Annotated in this window: 15 protein-coding genes; 7 read left to right on the top strand and 8 right to left on the bottom strand. The window is 70.2% G+C overall.

Translation table 11 applies throughout. The features are described 5' to 3' along the window. Nucleotides 1-57 precede the first annotated feature (57 nt). The 3 genes from D7Y04_RS31480 (at nt 58) to D7Y04_RS31470 (ending at nt 2866) form a co-directional block, all read left to right on the top strand. Nucleotides 58-816, top strand: a complete 759-nt coding sequence (locus D7Y04_RS31480; protein WP_120594511.1) for an energy transducer TonB — start codon at nt 58-60, stop codon at nt 814-816. Between the two features lie 191 nt (nt 817-1007). Continuing rightward, on the top strand, nt 1008-2495 hold the full coding sequence (locus D7Y04_RS31475) for an NAD(P)/FAD-dependent oxidoreductase (RefSeq protein WP_121761649.1): 1488 nt from the start codon (nt 1008-1010) through the stop codon (nt 2493-2495). Nucleotides 2496-2608: 113 nt separating this feature from the next. Continuing rightward, nucleotides 2609-2866, top strand: coding sequence for a hypothetical protein (locus D7Y04_RS31470; RefSeq protein ID WP_120594509.1), 258 nt, complete (start codon nt 2609-2611; stop codon nt 2864-2866). A 44-nt stretch (nt 2867-2910) separates the two neighbouring features. On the opposite strand, the gene eutB is transcribed toward D7Y04_RS31470, so the two are convergent. The 7 genes from eutB to D7Y04_RS31435 form a co-directional block, all read right to left on the bottom strand. Next, nucleotides 2911-5148: an ethanolamine ammonia-lyase subunit EutB gene (gene eutB / locus D7Y04_RS31465; RefSeq protein ID WP_121761648.1), complete on the bottom strand. Its 2238-nt coding sequence runs from the start codon at nt 5146-5148 to the stop codon at nt 2911-2913. A 109-nt stretch (nt 5149-5257) separates the two neighbouring features. Next, nucleotides 5258-6667, bottom strand: coding sequence for a hypothetical protein (locus D7Y04_RS31460; RefSeq protein ID WP_121761647.1), 1410 nt, complete (start codon nt 6665-6667; stop codon nt 5258-5260). 44 nt (nt 6668-6711) lie between these two features. Beyond that, nucleotides 6712-7866: a hypothetical protein gene (locus D7Y04_RS31455; RefSeq protein ID WP_121761646.1), complete on the bottom strand. Its 1155-nt coding sequence runs from the start codon at nt 7864-7866 to the stop codon at nt 6712-6714. Next, nucleotides 7863-9821 carry an ATP-binding protein gene (locus tag D7Y04_RS31450; RefSeq protein WP_121761645.1) on the bottom strand — a complete coding sequence of 653 codons (1959 nt, stop codon included), beginning with the start codon at nt 9819-9821 and terminating at the stop codon, nt 7863-7865. Before D7Y04_RS31450 ends, D7Y04_RS31455 begins: the two co-directional genes overlap by 4 nt. Before the next feature lie 77 nt (nt 9822-9898). Continuing rightward, complete coding sequence (locus D7Y04_RS31445) at nt 9899-10828, bottom strand: TIGR02757 family protein (RefSeq protein WP_171805969.1); 930 nt, start codon at nt 10826-10828, stop codon at nt 9899-9901. 13 nt (nt 10829-10841) lie between these two features. Then, nucleotides 10842-11309, bottom strand: a complete 468-nt coding sequence (locus D7Y04_RS31440) for a molybdenum cofactor biosynthesis protein B (RefSeq protein ID WP_199749765.1) — start codon at nt 11307-11309, stop codon at nt 10842-10844. Nucleotides 11310-11551: 242 nt separating this feature from the next. After that, nucleotides 11552-11866, bottom strand: a complete 315-nt coding sequence (locus D7Y04_RS31435; RefSeq protein WP_120579317.1) for a Rieske 2Fe-2S domain-containing protein — start codon at nt 11864-11866, stop codon at nt 11552-11554. Nucleotides 11867-11932: 66 nt separating this feature from the next. Between D7Y04_RS31435 and polX the strand changes: the two genes are divergently transcribed. The 3 genes from polX to mrtX are packed head-to-tail and all read left to right on the top strand — an operon-like array spanning nt 11933 to nt 15040. Continuing rightward, on the top strand, nt 11933-13693 hold the full coding sequence (gene polX, locus D7Y04_RS31430) for a DNA polymerase/3'-5' exonuclease PolX (RefSeq protein ID WP_120594503.1): 1761 nt from the start codon (nt 11933-11935) through the stop codon (nt 13691-13693). A 19-nt stretch (nt 13694-13712) separates the two neighbouring features. After that, complete coding sequence (locus D7Y04_RS31425; protein ID WP_121761643.1) at nt 13713-14318, top strand: trypsin-like peptidase domain-containing protein; 606 nt, start codon at nt 13713-13715, stop codon at nt 14316-14318. Further along, nucleotides 14315-15040, top strand: coding sequence for a myxosortase MrtX (gene mrtX, locus D7Y04_RS31420; RefSeq protein WP_120579320.1), 726 nt, complete (start codon nt 14315-14317; stop codon nt 15038-15040). Before D7Y04_RS31425 ends, mrtX begins: the two co-directional genes overlap by 4 nt. Before the next feature lie 9 nt (nt 15041-15049). On the opposite strand, the gene D7Y04_RS31415 is transcribed toward mrtX, so the two are convergent. Next, the gene (locus D7Y04_RS31415) at nt 15050-15883 is read right to left on the bottom strand and encodes a class II glutamine amidotransferase (RefSeq protein ID WP_120594500.1); all 834 of its coding nucleotides are present in this window, start codon (nt 15881-15883) and stop codon (nt 15050-15052) included. A gap of 214 nt (nt 15884-16097) precedes the next feature. Here D7Y04_RS31415 and dnaK point away from each other — a divergent pair, with 214 nt between their 5' ends. After that, entirely contained in the window at nt 16098-17705 is a 1608-nt protein-coding gene (dnaK, locus tag D7Y04_RS31410) for a molecular chaperone DnaK (RefSeq protein WP_120594535.1), read from the top strand. Nucleotides 17706-18678 lie beyond the last annotated feature (973 nt).

Genomic DNA, 18678 nt, shown 5'->3' with positions numbered 1-18678 from the left:
TGCATCTTGTGGGGACGGGACGCCTGGAGCGTCCGCCCCGAACAGGAGGCGGGTCAGATGTTTGAGTCGGTCATCGAACGGCGGGGAGTGCGCTCGGGACGGTTCGGCACGGGCGCGTGGGTGTCCATCGGCGTGCACGCGGGGCTCCTGGGCCTGGTGTTCTTCATCTCCGGCCGCGTGCCCGAGACCGTCGAGGCTCCCTGGGTGAACATCGTCCATCGCGTGCCCGCCATCCAGAGGGGTACGAAGCAGGCCGCGCAGCCGAAGCCGGCCACGACGACCGCACCGAAGCCGAAGCCCAAGCCGCGGACGGACCGCATCCCGCTGAACCCGAAGCCGCTGCCCGCGGATCCGCCGGAGGCGAAGCCGGATCCGGAGCCGACGACCCTCGCGGATGCGGCGGCCACCACCGACGCGACGGGCACGGGCGAGACCGGTCCGGTGGGGGACCCGGACGGCGATCCGAACAGCACCAGCCCCATCGGCAAGGTGGGCGTGCCGGTGATCCCGATCGCGCCCACGGGCACGGAGGTCCTTCCCTTCACTGGCGGGATGACGCCTCCGAAGATGCTGAGCGGTTCGCAGTTCAGCTACACGCTCGAGGCGCGGCGCGCGGGCGTGGAGGGGATGATCATCGCGAAGTGCGTCATCACCACGGAGGGCCGGGTGCGCGACTGCCGCATCATCAAGGGCCTGCCGTTCATGGATGACGCGGTGCTCGAGTCCCTCTCCTCGCGGACGTATCAGCCGCTGACGTTCCAGGGGCGTCCGGTGAACGTGTCGTACACGTTCAACATCAGGCTGAAGATGCCGTAGACGCGGGGCCGGGTGTTCGCCAGTGGAAGCGCCCGGACGCCTGTCTCCCCCTCGAGTGGGGAAAAGAATCGCGGCGGGAGTGCGGGCCCGTTAGGAAACTCCCGTCGCGCCTGGCCATGTGCGCGATACCGGCACCGGAAGGAGCGGGTCTCCCCCGGCCCGCTCCCGGTGCCGGTCCTTTTACCCGAGCAATGTCGGACACCTGGTACGACGCGGTGGTGGTGGGTGCGGGCTTCGGTGGCCTGGGCACGGCGCTGGAGTTGTGCCGCCGGGGCGCCCGGGTGGCGCTGTGCGAAGGGCTCAACTACCCGGGCGGCTGCGCGAGCACCTTCCGCCGCGGTGGCTACGCCTTCGAGTCCGGCGCCACGCTGTTCTCCGGCTTCGGTGAGCATCAGCTCTTCGGCCGGTGGATCCGCGAGCACGCGCTGGACGTGACAGTGGACTGGTTGGATCCCCTGGTGGAGCTGCGAACCCCGGGGATGCGGCTGCCAGTGCACCGGGACCGGGAGCGGCTCATCGCCGAGCTCTGCGCGTTGCCCGGAGCCCCCGTGCGGGGCGTGCGGCGGTTCTTCGAACTACAGGCCCAGGTGGCCGGTGCGCTGTGGCCGCTGTTCGATGACCCGGATCTGCTGCCGCCGTTGAACCTGAAGACGCTGATGAGGCACGCGGGGCGCGCATGGTCCTACGCTCCGCTGGCGCGGTGGCTGGGCCGTCCGCTGGGCGTGGTGCTCGCGCAGCACGGGCTGGAGGGCTTCACGCCGCTGCGCACGTACCTGGATGCGCTCTGTCAAATCACCGTGCAGTGCCCCGCGGCGGAGGCGGAGGCGCCGTTCGCGTTCGCGGCGATGGACTACTACTGGCGCGGCACGGGGCACGTGCGGGGCGGCATCGGCCGGTTGGCGACGGCGCTGACGAAGGCCATCTCGGCCCGGGGCGGCGACGTGTTCATGGCGAACCGGGTGCGCGCGGTGACGCCGGTGGATGGAGGCTGGCGGGTGACGGCGCGCAGGGGTGAGCTGCTCGCCCGGCATGTGGTGGCCAACGTGTTGCCTCAAGGGCTGCGCACGCTGATGGATGTTCCGGTGGGGAGGCTTCCCAGGGTGGACGCGCTCGCGGAGCGCGTGGACGACGGCTGGGGCGCGGCGATGCTCTACCTCGTCGTGCGGCCTCCCGAGGGTGACTCCGACGGCGCGCATCACTTCGAGCTGGTGCGCGACGAGCAGGCCCCTTTCATCGAAGGCAACCACCTCTTCGCCTCCGTGAGCGGGGCGGCGGACGAAGGACGGGCACGGCCGGGACAGCGCACGGTGACGGTGTCCACGCACGTACCGTTGAAGAAGCTCGCGGGCATGACGCCGGAGGAGCAGGCGCCCTACTTCGCCGGGCTCCATGCGCGGATGCGCGAGAACCTGGACGCGCTGCTCCCGGAGTGGATGGCCAACGTGGTGCACGTCATGACGGCGTCGCCGCGCACGTTCCAGCGCTTCACGTCGCGCGAGGCCGGCGCGGTGGGCGGCGTTCCCCGTCGCGCGGGGTTGAACAACTACCGCGTGCTGGGACCCTTCCAGGCGCAGCGCGGCGTGTGGTTGGTGGGGGACTCCGTGTTCCCGGGCCAGAGCACCCTGGCCACCGCGGTGGGTGGCGTGCGCACCGCCGCGAGCATCGCCGCGCTGCGCTGACGCAATGTTTTACAATGCAACCCGTCATCCCCGTTTCCACTGAAATCCGCGACACCTTGTTTCACGCGCAGTGGCAGGCCGCATATGGTTTGCGTCCCCCTCAAGGAGGACACATGCGGTCATTCATTCTCGGTGGTGTGCTGGCGATGGCGGTGGGCTGTGGCGGTCCCATGGAGCAGGAGTCCGAGCCGAACCTTGCCTCGCAGGAAGCTCCCCTTCCGGACTGCTCCAACGAGCCGAACGCGAACCTGCACCGGTATTACAACGACGCCGCGCACACCCAGTTGATTGGTGAGTTTGGTTGCTACTGCGGCGGGCTCTACTACTGGGGCGGCCGGTCGTCCTACTCGGAGTACATCCAGGAGTGCTGAGCCGCTGACGTCAGCGGTCGCGTGACAAAGACAGACGCACGTACCTAAGCCACCCCCGACACCACGGGGGCGGTTGAAGTCCGCGTCTCCGCGAGGATCCGCGCCAACTCCACGGCGGCGTCCTCCGGCCTGACGCTGGTGTCCGAGATGCCGGCGATGAGCCGGGTGCGGTCGTGGTCCACCGCGCCCGGCTTCGCCCAGGTGTCCGCGTCCGGAGCGGTGAGGTACGCGGAGAAGGCGTGGTGCCCGGAGCCAGGGCGCTCGCCAATCACATGCACCAGGGCGCGCGGGCGCGGGTCCCCTTCCGCGCCGAACAGCAACTGGCCCACCTGGTAGCCCGCGCGCACCCGGCCGTGCTTCACCACCAGCACCTCCGGCGCCACCCTCCAGCCCGTCGCCTCCAACTCCGAGCGCAGCCGCGCCAGGAACGGCGCCAGGTGGCCCTCGTCCATCAGCGAGCGCGGATCCAGCCCGTCCGAGATGACCACCTGCGCATCGTACCGGCCCGCGTGCTGGTCGCGCAGCGCGCGCACCTTCGCCTCCGAGGACTCGTCCAGAGACTCGCCGGACGGCGGGTGCAGGATGTAGTCGCGACGGTCCAGGGAGCGCGTCTTGAGCCACGCCGCGCGCGGGATGGACTCCACCGCCGCGTCGGACAGCTCCGACCACAACCCCACCTTGCCGTCGTCGTAGAGACCGCGCACCTCCCGCTCCAGCGAGGGCTCCAGCGTCCAGGGTGCCTCGCCGTGCCCCACCGCCAGCGGCACGCCCCGGGCGCGAACCTCCGCCATCTTCACTTCCGCCTCCGCCCGCAGCTCCGCCTCCGGGCGCGTATCGCCCTTGGCCCGGCGGAAGTGCACGTAGACGTGGGCCGGGTCGCCGAAGTGCTTCGTGGGCCGGCCGTCCGCGTCGATGACGCCCAGGCGCTGGAAGAAGGCCCACATCCGGTCGTCCACCTTCAGGCCGTACCGCTCGCGCAGCCGCACGTGGTCCTGGAAGGACGTGGTGAGGTAGCTGAGCATCGGATCATTCCGCGTGGGCAGCGACATCATGTACGCCGGCCCGGCCTCCGCGAGTTGCTCCTGGCACCAGCCCAGGTCATCCAGCGTGACGTCCATGTGCAGCGTGGAGCACACGTCCAGGCCCAGCGTGAGGCCGTGCAGCTTGCCCATCACGATGTCTTCCAGGCAGCAGCGCACCAACTGCTCGCGCGTGCGGAACACCTCCGGGCCAATGAAGCCCGCCACGTCGTTGACGTGCACCCACGGCGCCGCGTCCCGGCCTGCCCCCGTCTGAGCCAGGGCCACGCGACGCTTGAGCGCTCGCGCGAAGCCGTACTTGCGCGACTCGTGGATGAGCATGTCCGTGCCATGGTGGTGCCCGTTCGTCGCGTCGGCACCCTGCCCCGTCTCGAAGTACAGGCCCCACTTGCCGGTGCGCGACGCCGCGTGCGCCACCATCTTCTCCAGCGTCACGTCGAAGGTGCGGTTGGCCGCTTCGTTTCCACCGAGGCTCTGGAACCAGATGCCCGTGGTGCCCGGCCGCATCGCCTCCACCTGCGCCTGCACGTCGATGTGCGAGAGCACGCAGTGGGGCATCACCTCTTCCAACCCGAACGTCACCAGCACGTCATGCAGCGCGGACTCCACCGCGGCCACAGACGCCACGTCCGACGACACCGGGTTGGTCCCCAGCACCACGTCGCCCACCGCGAAGGACCACCCGTTGAGGACCTGCCAGCAGATGTCCTCCGGATGATCCGTGGGCGAGTTGGGCTGCAAGCGCGCACCCAGATAGCCCTTCGAGCCCACGTGGCTGCCCGGCAGCGGGTGGAAGATGCGCCCACCCACTGTCTTCAGCTCCGCGTCGTCCATCAGCTTCACGACGCACGCAATGACGTCGCTGGGCAGCCCGCCCAGGACGTCATGCACCTGGGGCTCCGGCGCGGTGAGCAGGAAGGCCTTGAGTTGGCCCAGCGTCCAGTCCGCCACGTGCTTCCAGCGCGCCGCGTCCCACGCCTCCAGGTTGAAGACATACAGCCGGTCCTCGAAGGGAGGATGCGCGTGCAGGTCGTCCAGCTGCGTGCGCGACAACAGGGTCCGTGCGTTGCGCCGCGAGTCTTCATCCGCCGCCGCGACACCGATGGCCTCGTCGCCTTCCTTGAAGGCGTTCGCCGCGCCCAACACCTGCTGATACAGGCGCGCATCAAAGCCGCCGCTCAGGCGCTGCACGTAGTCGATGACATCTTCGTGGGGGAGGACGTCGGGGAGACAGACGCTCATGGGGCGAGAGCTTTAACCGGCGCCCCCACCGCGCCACCATCCCCCGAGGGCCGTGTCGCCTGCGTGACGCCCGGACGCCTGCCCTCCGCGATGCTTGGTGTTGCAATCGTTAGCGCGCTGAAGCTCCCCCGCCGTTCTTGCCAGGGACGCAGCCCGCTGCGGGCTTCCAGGTGAGCAGCGCGTCCACCCGCGCGTCCTGGACCTTCGACACGCCCTCTGGTGCGTCGACGCGATTGACGCCGGGCCCTCGCGTGAAGTCGAGCTCCCGGACCGGAACGGGCAATGCCGGGCAGCCCTCCTGCAACGTGGCTTCGGCTTCGGTCATGAGCACGTTCGCGTGGTCCTCGCCGGGAGCCCATGAGTAGGGAAACCTGAAATCGCCAGACATGGGCTCCGCGCCCCCAGGAGGAAACCACTTCCAGCTCAAGGTCGTCTGCGCCGTGGATCCTCCGAAGACCCCACCGGCGATTCCGCCCTCGCTCCCTTCTTCGGTCGCGGGCCACTCGACGCGGAGGCCCTTCGGCACCGGCACGCGCACGGCCTCCACCTGCACCCGGTCCTTCACCTCTGGCTCCAGCAACAGCATCCACACCAGTTCGCGGATCCGCTCCGGCGACACGCGCCCCACCCTCACACCGGACTGCCGTGCGGCGTCCGTTCCCGCCACGTCCACCTTGCCGTCGGACTTCAACGCCAGGTTGGAGCAGCTGCTCGAGCGGTACGTGGTCCCCGTCGCCAGGTGGTAGGCGTCGAGCTGATCACAGAACGCGTAATGCCCCCGTCTGCCCCGTATCACCAGCCAGCCGTCCGTCGGCGCTCGGATGCGTCCCAGTGGAAGCACGGGCAGAACGTGCCGCGCCCCCGGGCTGAGCGCCAGGCATGCTCGCCACGTCTTGTAGCGATGGAGGGATGGCTGCTTCCGGGCTTCCTTCATGCAGTCCGGGGGAGTCTGCGCATCCTCGTCGAACGTGCCGGGGCGACGGTTCTCCGGACGGAAGGACTTCTCCGCCCGCGCGCGCCAGGCCTCGGTCTCCGCGCCGCAATCCCCCACCTTCATGGGACACAGCAGGGAGGCCAGCCGATGCTTCGGTGACGCCTCGCGCGACAGCACGTCGCGAACGTCCGGCGGAATCACGATGGTCTGCGCCCCTGGACCGCCCAGCTCCAGATGGGACGTGAAGTACGCCTTGCCCCCGTCGCGCCACCACGTCTTCAACGCGAGCGCGGGCACAGGGCCCTCCTCGTTCTGGGTCAGCGCTTCCAGCCCCTCCTCTTCGCGGGCAATCCGGAAGCAACGGTGGCCCAGCAGGGACAGGATCCCGGCCTGTGCCGCCACCACCTCGCCGTCGTCCGCGAGCGCCTCCATCCGCGCGTCGAACGCGGTCAACTCCTCCCGCGCCGACTTCCCATCGGCGGAGTCCGGCGTACACGGGACGATTCGCTTCGCCTGCGAAGGCGCGGCCGACAACAGCCAACCCAGCCCGACCGACACCATGAGGGACACGGACATGACCGCCATGGCACCCGTTCCCGGGCTCGGACGTCAAGTCGCGCGGCGGCGCACTACTCGCCGAGGAGACCCGACCAGAAGCGCACCATCTTCAGCGCGTCCATCGCGCTGGCCTGCCGGTCCATCTCCGCGTGGGTGATGAGCGGCGTGGGCAGCAGGTGCACGCGCGTGTGAGGCTCCAGTGCGCGCGCCAGCAACGTGGATTCGATGGAGGGGATGACGGAGTCGTCCATCCCGTGCAGCAGGTACACCGGAGCCAGGGGCGCGGGGGAGCGCTCCGGCGACAGCGACGGGTCCCCGGCGAAGTCCTTCACGAAGGGCAGCAACCGGGCTCCCAGCGCGGCCACGTCACGCGTGTTCACCTGGTGCAACAGCGTGGCGGCGGGCTCCGGCAACGTGGCCTCCATCGCGCGCGCCTCCGCGAACGCGGCCTCCGCCTGCTTCGAGTCCACGAGCGTCAGGTGCGACGCGTGCATGAACTTCAGGACGCCCTCGCGCAGGGCCGCCACCTGCTCCGGCGGCACCAGCCGGTCCGCCACGTTCAGCAGGATGACCACCACGCCGTAGTCGTGCGGCTTGCGGTGCGTCCCGTCCGCCTGCACGCCCGTGCACAGGAAGGACAGCACGCGCGAAAGGTCGCCGTGCCCTCCGAAGGACAGCACCGCGGCCACCTTGTCGCGCAGCGCGGGCCGGCCCGCCGCGACGATGGACAGTCCTCCGGAGAAGCTGATGCCGAAGAGGTCCACCTTCCCCTCCGGCGCCAGCAATCCCGGCCCCAGCGCCCACAGCGCCGTCTCCTCGATGATGTCCGTCAGGCACGGCGTGATTTCGTAGCGCAGCAGGTCCGGCGGCTCCGGCGTGAGCACCGGGTGTCCACTCATCGCCAGGTCCTCCGCCAGACGCACCAGCCGGGGCTCGTCGATGCCCGCCGCGTGCACGCCCGACGTGAGCACGATGAGCCGGCCCCTGCGCCGGTCCGGACGGTAGAGCCGCGCGGGCACCCGCCCGTGGTGCGTGGGCACGGTCAGGTCCGCGACGGAGAAGGCCCCGGTGCGGTAGCTGGCCAGGGCATCGGCCGGGGTGCCGTGGATGTTCGCCGCGCGCAGCACGAAGGACAGCCCTCGCAGCTCGGGCGGCAGCAGGAAGATGACCGCGAGCAGCAGGGCCGCCAGTGCGGCCCCCAATGTCCAGCGCATCCGGTGCTTCATTGCATCAGCGTTTCGACGAAGGTGCACAGCTGGTCGCGCTCGAAGGGCTTCTCCAGCAGCTCTCGCGCGCGGCGGCCCACGAACTCGCGGGCCTGCGGGTTCACCCCGCCTGTCATCAGGCCGGTGCGCGGCGCCAGCTCCGGCGCCAGCCGCTCCAGCTCCACGAGGAAGTCCATGCCGCTCATGCCCGGCATCATCAGGTCGCAGATGATGGCGTCGAACTTCTCACCGTGCGACAGACGCTTCAGTGCCTCGCGTGCGTCCTGGATGACGTGCACCTCGTAGAGGTTGCGCAAAAGGCGGCTCACCGCGCTGCCCACCGCGGGCTCGTCGTCGATGAGCAGCAACCGGCGCAGGTCTCGCGTCGTGCGCGCCGACTGCGACGGGGGCGCCTCCGTCACGGCCGGGGTGGCCTGTGCGGACTTGAGCGCTTCGAGCGGCAACGTCAGCGCCGGCAGCTCCACGCGGAAGAGGCTGCCCTGCCCCTCTTCGCTGGCCACCTCGATGTGGCCGCCCATCGCGTGCACCAGCGTGAGGCAGATGGACAGGCCCAGGCCCGTGCCGCCCTTGGGCGAGCGCGTGGTGAAGAACGGGTCGAAGATGCGCTGGCGCACCTCCGCGGGCATCCCGTGCCCGTTGTCCTCCACCTCGATGAGCACGTGGCCTTCGCGGCCCGGACGCACGCGCAGCTTGATGAGGTTCTCCTCCGGAGCCCGTTCGCCGAAGGCCTGGAGCGCGTTCGTCAGCAGGCCCGTGACGACCTGCGCCAGCCGGCCCTCGTTGCCATGCACCGCGGCCACCGGCTCCAGGTCGCACGCCATGCACGCGCGGTGCTGGAGGTCGTCGCGCATCAGCTTGACCGCGTTCTCCACCGCGCGCCGCACATCCACCGGTCCGTGCTGTTCCTCCTCCGTGCGTGAGAACGTCCGCAGGTCGCGCACGATGGAGCGCACCCGCCCCGCGCCCTCCAGCGCCTCCGCCACCACCTGCCGCAGTTCCTCCAGCTGCTCGGTCGGCACCGGAAGCACCGGCTGCGCGACGCGCTCCCAGAGGTAGGCCAGGTTGGAGGTCACGTAGGAGAGCGGGTTGTTGATTTCATGCGCGACGCCCGCGGCCAGCGTGCCCACGGACGTCATCCGCTCCGCCAGGCGCCGCTGCGTCTCCTGGCGGGAGCGCTCGGTGACGTCGCGCACCAGTCCCACGAGGAAGCGCTCGCCATTGGGCAGCATGTACGCGGCCCGCTGCGTGAGCACCTCGTGCGAGCGGCCCTTGGCGTCGGTGAAGGAGCCCTCGTCCTCCACCGTCTGCCCGGTGGTGAAGGCGCGCTCGTCCTGGCGCCATGACGCCTCCGCCTCGTGCGGTGGCACCTGCGCCGAGGAGACCGTGCCCCGCAGCACTTCAGCGGATTGATCCAGCAGGCGGCAGTAGGCGCCGTTCACCGCCACGAGCCGGTGCTCGCGGTCCTTGATGAACAGCGGCTCCGGCACCGCGTCCAGCGCACCTTGGAACATGTCGCGCGCTCGCCGGAGCGCCTGCGCGTCCCCGTCCGCGGATCTGCGCCGCAGCGCCACGAGCCTCGCGCCCCAGCGCGTGCCGGGTGGCGCCACGCACTCGTCCGCGCCCGCGGCCACCAGCGCCTCCGCCTCCTCGCCCTCCCGCTTCGTGAGCACGACCAACCAGGTCCGCGTCGGCAACCGCCGCGCGTGCGCCCACTGGCAACGCGCCTTCACGGCCTCCAGCGGACCGCCGTGGTCCCAGAGAACGAGGAGTCCTTCGGGCAGCGGCTCCGGCGGGGACTCCACGCGGATCACTCGACATGCACGCCCCTCTGCCGTGGCGCAAAGGTCGCGCTCCACGTCCTGGGCCACCGGGGCTGGAACCGCCACCAGCATTGCGTGCACCGCGTCGCTCCTCGTGCCCCGCAGGATCAATTTTCCCGCGTCGCCCGACCGCATTGCAGCCTTGACCGCGCCAACCCGTCAACGCGGGGCCGCGCGGACTGCCCGTAGCCCATTTCCGGGTCGGGTGGGACTCAGAATTGCAGTGAACCGCGCGCGATGACTTGGGGGCCTACCTTGCAGGAAGGTAGGAGCGAACAACGCTCGCAGTGCTGGGGCAGCGTCTTCGCCGGGCAGGCGCCACTCATTCCGTAGTGGCACAAAGCAAAGTCGTAGCGGACGGGGTCCTCTGGGTCGAGCGCCCGCAGCGAGGCCGTCACCTCCTCCGCCGTACGCCAGGTGAGGTCCGTGCGCTGCGTGAGGCCCAGGTGGAGCGCCATGCGTCCAATGTGCGTGTCCAGTGGGACCATCAGTGCTGACGCGGGCACCTGCTTCCAGATGCCGAAGTCCACCGCGTCAGGTCCGCGCACCATCCACCGCAGGTAGAGGTTGAGGCGCTTCGCCGCGCCCGGCCCCAGCGGCGAGGGAAGCAGGTGATGCAGTCCCTTCTCTGGTCCCATGGCCTTGCGGAGCGCACCCATGGGCACGTCCCGCAGCGCGCCGGTGAAGGCTGAAATCGCCCCGTGCAGCGTGCCGCTCGCCTGGAAGCCCCGCACGAACAGGGCCTCCAGGCTGCCGTGCTCGCGCAGCGCGCGGCCCATGCCCAAGAGCAGCACCGCGAGGTCGGTGCCCACGTTGAAGCGGTACACGAAGCCCGTGAGCAGCGCCTTCGCGCCCTTCACGTCCAGCGCGCGCACGAAGGCCGCGGGCGACGGCCCCATCTGCTTCAGGAGCGCGTCCACCTTCGGGCGGAAGAGGTCCGCGCGCCCGTAGGCCAGCGCCGCCGCGAGCAGCGCGCTGACCTCCACATCGCGTGGATCCGTGTAGCGGTGGGGAAACTCCACCGGGTCGAATCCGATGCGCGCCTTCTGGTCCGTCGACGTCAGGAAGGCATCCAGGCGGGGACGCAGGAGGTCGGCCGCCTGGGCGCTCAAGCCGGTGTGCGCGACACGGCGCTTCTTCATCACGCGTCCAGTCCTAACGCGTGAGCTCGCGCACCGCGTGGCCCAGCTCCGGGAGGATGAGCGCATCCAGTGCCAGCCGCACCGCCTGCGGCGAGCCCGGCAGCGCGAAGAGGATCATCCCCTGGTACGTGCCCGCCGTGGCTCGCGACATCATCGCGGGGCTGCCGATGCGCTGGAACGACAGCATGCGGAACAGCTCACCGAAGCCGGGCAGCTCCTTCTCGAAGAGCGCGCGCAGCGTCTCCACCGTGCAGTCGCGCCGGCCAATGCCCGTGCCGCCCGTGAAGAGCACCGCGCGGGCCCCTGCCGCCTGAGCCTGAGCGAGCGCGCCCCGGATGGCCTCCGGATCATCCTTCACCACCGTGTGCCCGGCGACGGTGTGCCCCGCGGCGGCCAGGCCCTCGCACAGGTCCTTCCCGCTGCCATCGTGCGCTTCGTCCCGGCTGTCCGAGCACGTCACCACGTACGCGCTGACATGCACCGGCGCGCGCGACTTGTGCTCCGCCGCGACCGGGGAACCCTCGTGCGAGTGCCCGTGGTCGTGGTCGTGCGAGTGGCCGTGGTCATGACCATGGTCGTGCGAATGCCCGTGGTCGTGGTCGTGCGAATGACCGTGGCCGTGGTCATGCGAATGACCGTGGGGGTGGTGATGGCCATGACCGTGGTCATGGTCGTGATCGTGTCCGTCGTGTCCCATGGTGGACGCTCCTGAAGAGGGAAGGCTCAAACGTCGGGCAGGTCGACGACGAGCGTTCCGTCCTCGACCGTGAGCTGCACCGTCGGCTGGTCATCACAGACGCCGGGCGAAGTCGCGTTCTTTCCCGAGTCCATGTCGAAGCCGACCTCATGGCAGGGGCACACGACCATGTTGTCCTCGATGCGTCCGCCCGACAGCAGACATCCGGCGTGGTTGCACCAGTCATCGAGGCCCTTGTAACGGCCCTGGATCTTCGCGATGCAGACGTTGCGCTTGCCGATTTCGTAGCCCCGCATCTCCCTCTCGGCGAAGTCCGCGGGGCCCAGCTTGATCTTCGTCATTGCGTTCCTTTTCCCACAACCCGTCCGGGCCTGCACCCCCGTTCCCCCGGCATTAATTTCCCGACCGTGACTCCTGACGTGACACCCTCCATCGCCGTGCTCACCGACAAGGCGGCCGTTGCCCAGCTCCTCCGGGACATGTCCCTTCTGCTCCAGCTCCAGGGGCAGAGCGGCTTCCGCGTCCGCGCCTACGACATCGGCGCGGACCGCATCGCGAACCTGCCGCAGGACCTGGGCGCCATCGTCACCGAGGGCCGCCTGCAAGAGCTCCAGGGCATCGGCCCGGGGCTCGCCGAGAAGCTCACCGAGTTGGTGACGACCGGTCGCATGACGGCGTTCGAGGAGCTGAAGGCCCAGTTCCCCGCCGGCCTGCTGGAGCTGATGAAGCTGCCGGACGTGGGCCCGAAGAAGGTGGCGGCCCTGTGGAGCGAACTCAAGGTCGGCAGCATCGAGGACCTGGAGCTCGCCTGCCGCGACGGCCGCGTGCGCGAGCTCAAGGGCTTTGGCGCCAAGAGCGAGGCGAAGCTCCTGGACGGCATCGCCGTGTACCGGCGCGCTCGCGGCGAAAGAAAGCTGCTGGGTGACGCGCTCCCCATCGCGGAGGGCCTGCTGGAGCGGATCCGCCAGGCCCCAGGCGTGGTGAGAGCAAGCCTGGGCGGCAGCGTGCGCCGTCGCGCGGAGACCGTGTCCGACGTGGACCTCATCGCCTCCGCGAAGGAAGCAGGGCCCGTGCTGGACGCGCTCGCGAACGCGCCGGGCGTGGCCACGGTGATTGGCAAGGGAGAAAGCAAGTGCTCCGTGCGCATGGTGCAGGGCGACCTCCAGGTGGACCTGCGCGTGCTGCCGGACGAGGACTTCGCCACCGCGCTGCACCACTTCACCGGCTCCAAGGCGCACCACATCCGGCTGCGCAACCTGGGCCACGAGAAGGGCCTCAAGATTTCCGAGTGGGGCGTGCACCGCGAGGACGGCACCAAGGTCCCCGTCCCCGACGAGGCGACGCTGTACCGGCTGCTGGACATGCAGGAGGTGCCCCCGGAGCTGCGCGAGGACAACGGCGAGGTGGAGGCCGCCAGGGCCGGGAAGCTGCCGGAGGACCTGGTGACGCTGGAGGACGTGCAGGGCGCGGTGCACGCACACAGCACCTGGTCGGACGGCCGCAACACGCTGGAGGAGATGGCGCGCGCGGCCCAGGCCCTGGGGCTCAAGTACCTCACCATCACCGAGCACAGCGAGGCGGCCATCCACGCGGGCGGCCTCAAGGTGGACGACCTCAAGCGGCAGTGGGACGAAATCGACCGCGTGAACGCGGCGGTGCCCGGCATGCGGCTGCTCAAGGGCATCGAGGTGGACATCCTGGAGTCGGGGGCCCTGGACTACGCGGACAGCGTGCTGGAGCAGTTGGAGGTCGTCATCGCGTCCATCCACGTTCGCCACTCCATGGACGAGGACCAGATGACGCGCCGGGTGCTGGCCGCGCTGGACAACCCGCACCTGCACATCCTGGGACACCCCACCGGGCGCCTCATCCAGAGCCGCGAGCCGTACGCGCTGCGCATGGAGGAGGTGCTGGAGCGAGCCCGGGAGCGCGGCGTCGCGGTGGAGATCAACGGCAAACCGGCGCGCCTGGACATCAAATCCGAATACGTGCGGCAGGCCGTGGGGCGCGGGGTGAAGCTGGTGGTGAGCTGCGACGCGCACCGTCAGGACGACCTGAAGAACCTGGCCTTCGCGGTGGCCACGGCGCGCCGGGGCTGGGCGAGGAAGAAGGACATCCTCAACACCCGGTCCGCGGAGAGCTTCCTCGCCGCCCTGCGGGAGCGCTGATAGGCTTCCGGGCGCGACGATGTTCCGCCCGGTCCTCCCCGTCCTCCTCTGTCTCCTCCTGGCCCTGCCCTCGCGGGCCAGCGCGGAGGCCCGTCCGTCGCGCGCCGACCTCCAGCGCGTGTTGGAGCTGCACGCCCGCTCGTCCGTGCGCGTGCGCGGTCCCCAGAATGCGGGCCCCGGCATCATCGTGGGCGCGGACGGCCAGGTGCTCACCGCCGTGTCACTCGTGGGTCCCGACTCCGCCCAGGTGGTGCACGCGGGCAACGCGCTGATGGCGCGCGTGGTGCTCTCCAGCGCGGCGCTCCAGGTCGCGGTGGTCGCGGGCCCCCAGGGCACGTGGCCCGCGGCGCCGGTGCGGCTGGTGCCGGAGGGGCTCGCGGGCCGCTGGGTGGTGGGGGTCATGCCCGCGCGCAAGAAGGGCCAGCGGGACACGCCCAAGGCCGCGGTGGCGAAGACCGCCCCCGCGCCGTTCTTCGACGTGGACCTCACGCTCGCGCCGGGCAGCCCGCTGTACGACGGGGACGGGCGGCTGGTGGGCCTCGTCGTCGAGCGCCGGAGCCGTGGTGTCCGCGCCCTGCCCCTGTCCGCGGTGAAGGCGGAGCTCGCCTCGGCGGACGTGCCATGAGCCGGCCTTCGGGGCCCCCGTTCAAGGTGAGCGCGGTGCAAGAGGCGATGGGCCTCTGGGCGCTGGGCTTCCTGGGCATCATCGCGGCGTTCCTCATCGCCGGAGGCACCAGCGTACCCAAGCTGGTGGCCACGGTGGGCTTCCTCTACCTGCCGCTCATCCCCATGCGCTGGCGCGACGAGGACTACCGCGACTACGGCCTCACCCTGCGCGCGTGGAAGCAGGACGTGCGGCTGTTCCTGGTGATGTGCGCCATCGTGGGGCCGTTGTTCTTCGCGGGCTTCGCCGCCTTCGTGGAGGTGGTGCCGCACCTGCCGCCCGCGCTCGCGCGCCACCTGACGCCCATCATCGGCGAAGGCCACTTCCAGCCGCGCCTGCCCCCGCGCTTCGGCGAGTGGGTGATTGATCAACTCTTCGTCGTGGCCCTGCCGGAGGAGTTCTTCTATCGGGGCTACATCCAGGCCCGCCTGCGTGACGCCTGGCCCCAGGGGCGCGTGGTGCTGGGCGCTCGGCTGGGGCGCGCCTTTTGGGTGACGGCGCTCCTCTTCGCGCTGGGCCACCTGGCCATCTTCCAGACGTGGCGGCTGGCGGTGTTCTTCCCCGCCCTCCTCTTCGGCTGGATGCGCGAGCGCACCGGCACCCTCGTCGGCTGCTCGCTCTTCCACGCCGCCTGCAACCTCTACGTGCGCTTCCTGGAGGTCTCCTTCTTCGGTGGTCCGTAGCGGCCTTCCTCAGCCCGGCGGCAGGTGCTGGACCTGGAGGTCCGCGCCCACCGTCAGCGTCGTGCCCTGCGGCAGCTCCACCCAGCCCTGCGTGCGCGTCACGTGGCTGGCCACCACCACCGTGCGGCGGCGACGGTGCGCGCCCACCTCCGGATGCGTCTCCGGAGTCGTGGGAGTCACGCCGCAGTGAGCGCACTCCGCGCTGCCCTCCAGGCGCGTGTAGTACAGCGGGGCCTCGCCTCGGCGGGTGGCGGCCAGCACTGCGCCATTGGTGGCGACCATGTTGAGCGGGGGCATGCGCCGCTGCCCGGCCTGCACGAACGCGGCTTCCACCTCGCGCACCGTGTCGCGCAGCACGCGGCCGGCGACGGCTGGCTCCAGGCGCGGATCATCCGTGCGGCCCAGCCCACGCAGGTGGGTGAGGAAGAGGACGAAGAGGACCTCGCTGTCGGTGGGGCCTCGCACCAGCCGCTGGAGGTGCTCCGGCACACGCGACAGCAGCAGGGCGCGCAGGGGCTCGAAGTCTGGCACTGGGCCCTGGTGGGCGAACAACCAGTGGCGGGCCCGGAAGGGCTGGGTGTTGTCCTCGGGCGACAGGCCCAGCGGCAGCCGGTTCGAGTGGAAGAGCACCGCCTCCGATTCGTGTGGCGGCCCCAGGTCGTCCAATGTGAGGTCCCGGTCCGGCGCCAGGCGGCGCAGCAGGACCTCCTCCTGGGCATAGGAGCCCACCCCCAGGGCATTGGCGCGGGCTTCCGGGCGAAGGACGACCTGCCCGCTCAGCCGGTGCAGCTCACACCGGAGGAGGTTCGGGTCCGACGACAGGGCGGCGAGGATGGCGGACATGGTGATTTCCCCCCTTCACCCCTAGAAATAAGGTCCATGGGACCCCGGTTCAGCGCCGCGAACCCGCTCCCCTGCTCTGGCGCTAAGCCCTTGAAATGGCTGGCATTTGATCAGGCATTGAATTGACACCCCAGTGCGTGGCGCCTAACCTCCGTGCGCTTCCCGACAGCCCTCTCCCAGAGGAATCGGGGTGCAGGTCTTCACCGGAGACGGAATGGCGGACGACATCGCAATCGGCATCGACCTGGGCACGTCGTACTCATGCGTGTCGGTCGTCCATGAAGGCCAGCCCACGGTCATCCCCAACGAGTGGGGCGAGACGACGCATGCCTCGTGCGTGTCCTTCCTGGAGGAAGGGTCCGTGCTGGTAGGCAACGCGGCGAAGAAGAACATCATCACCAGCCCCGAGAACACGGTGTACTCGGCCAAGCGCCTCATCGGCCGGTACTACTTCTCCGACGAGGTGAAGAAGGCGCAAGCGGTGATGCCCTACCGCATCGTCGAGGGCGACAACAACTCGGTGCGCATCGGCGTGCGGGAGCGCAGCTATTCGCTGCCGGAGATCTCCGCGCTGGTGCTCAAGGAGATGAAGGCGGTCGCTGAGACGTACCTGGGCCGCGAGGTGCACAAGGCGGTCATCACCGTCCCCGCGTACTTCAACGACAACCAGCGCCAGGCGACGAAGGACGCGGGCCGCATCGCGGGCCTGGAAGTGCTTCGCATCCTCAACGAGCCCACGGCGGCGGCGCTGGCGTATGGCTTTGGCCGGGACGTCAACCAGCGCGTCGTCGTCTACGACCTGGGCGGCGGCACGTTCGACGTGTCCATCCTGGAGATCGGCAAGGACGTCTTCGAGGTGCTGGCCACGGCCGGTGACACGTACCTGGGCGGCGACGACTTCGACGACCGCATCATGACGTGGATGGCGGACGACTTCCTCAACCGCACGCGGTTGGATCTGCGGCAGAACAAGTACTGCCTGCAGATGCTGAAGGACGCGGCGGAGAAGGCGAAGATCGACGTGGGCCAGTTCGGCACCGCGGACATCCTCTGCTCGGGCATCTGCCAGGACGCCAACGGCAACGTGATGGACCTGCGCAACACGCTCAACCAGGACCAGTTCAACCGGATGGTGATGGACCTGGTGCAGCGCACGTTCAAGGTCTGTGACGAGGCGCTGCAGAGCGCGCGGCTGACGGCGGCGGACATCGACGCGGTCATCCTGGTGGGCGGGCCCACGCGGCTGCCCATCATCCGCAACTCGGTGAAGCACTACTTCCAGCGGGAGCCGCTGGAGGGCATCAACCCGGATCAGGTCGTGGCCATGGGCGCCGCGCTCCAGTCGCACGCGCTGCTGGACAGCAAGACGGAGACGTTCCTGGTGGACGTCACGCCGCTGACGCTGCGGATTGGAACCGTGGGTGGGTACACGGAGAAGATCATCGACAAGAACACGCCGGTGCCCATCGACCGGTCGAAGACCTTCACCACCAGCCGCGACGGGCAGGAGAAGGTGAAGATCCGCGTGTACCAGGGTGAGTCCAACCGCGCCGAGGAGTGCGAGATGCTGGGCGAGTTCGAGTTCTCGGGCTTCCGCATCGGGTATCGCGGCGAGGTGAAGATCGAAGTGACGTTCGAGATCAACACGGACGGTCTGGTGAACGTGTCCGCGTGTGACGTGGAGACGGGCCAGAAGACGTCCACGACGATCACGCTGTCGTCCGGCATGACGGAGGCGGACATCCAGCAGTCGATCCAGTCGAACCGCAACACGCGGCTCGCCGGCCACAACAGCAGCGACCTGCCCGCCGTGGCCAACTAGGCACCGCCGATGTCCGAGCCTTCCGATCCGAACTCAGGCGCGCCGCCAGGGCCCGCCGCCCCCCCGGCACCCGCGCGTCCGGCGACGCCCGCCCTGCCCCGGGTGACGGCCTCCATGCCCCCGGCCGTCCCGCCGGCGGCGCCCCGGCCTCCCACGGCGGCCCCGGTCGCCCGCGCCACGCCGCCCCCCGTCGCGCCCCCCCAGGCAACGGCCCGGCCCGCGTCGGGTCAGGTGCCCGCGGTGCCTCCGGCGAAGCCCGCGTCGGGCCAGGTTCCTTCAGTGGCTCCGGCTGTGGGCGGCGTTCCGCCCGTGGCTCCGGCGACGGCTCGGCCCGCGTCGGGCCAGGTTCCTTCGGTGGCTCCGGCGACGGCTCGGCCTGCGTCGGGTCAGGTTCCTTCGGTGGCTCCGGCTGTGGGCAGCGTTCCGCCCGTGGCTCCGGCGACGGCTCGGCCTGCGTCGGGTCAGGTGCCTTCAGTGGCACCTGCCGTGGGCGGCGTTCCGTCCGTGGCTCCGGCGACGGCTCGGCCTGCGTCGGGTCAGGTTCCTTCGGTGGCGCCTGCCGTGGGCGGCGTTCCGCCCGTGGCTCCGGCGACGGCTCGGCCCGCGTCGTCCAGTGGAGTTCCGTCCGTTCCTCCCGCTGCAGGAGCACCCACGACGGGGGCGCCTCCGCCTCCCACTCCCGCGGGCCTCGCGCCCATGGGGGCCGCTCCTCGTGGGACACCGCCGGGCATTGCCCCTGTGGGTGCCCAGGCCACGGCACGGCCCACGGTGTCGGGGGTTCCGTCTGTTGGCGTCGCGTCCGTGCCGCCGGTGACGACCGCGCAGACCCGGCCCACCGCGACCGCAATACCTGCTGTCGGCGCGGTGACTCCGCCCCAGGCTCCGGCCGCGCCAGCAACGCCTCGCGCAACCGTGACCGCGATTCCGGCCGTGGGCGCGGTGACTGCTCCGCAGGCTCCGGCAACTCCCGTCG

The organism is Corallococcus sp. AB038B (assembly GCF_003668955.1).
Taxonomy (GTDB): Bacteria; Myxococcota; Myxococcia; order Myxococcales; family Myxococcaceae; genus Corallococcus; species Corallococcus exiguus.
The sequence above is the reverse complement of the archived record's forward strand: the minus strand, read 5'-3'. Positions and strand labels throughout refer to the sequence as shown.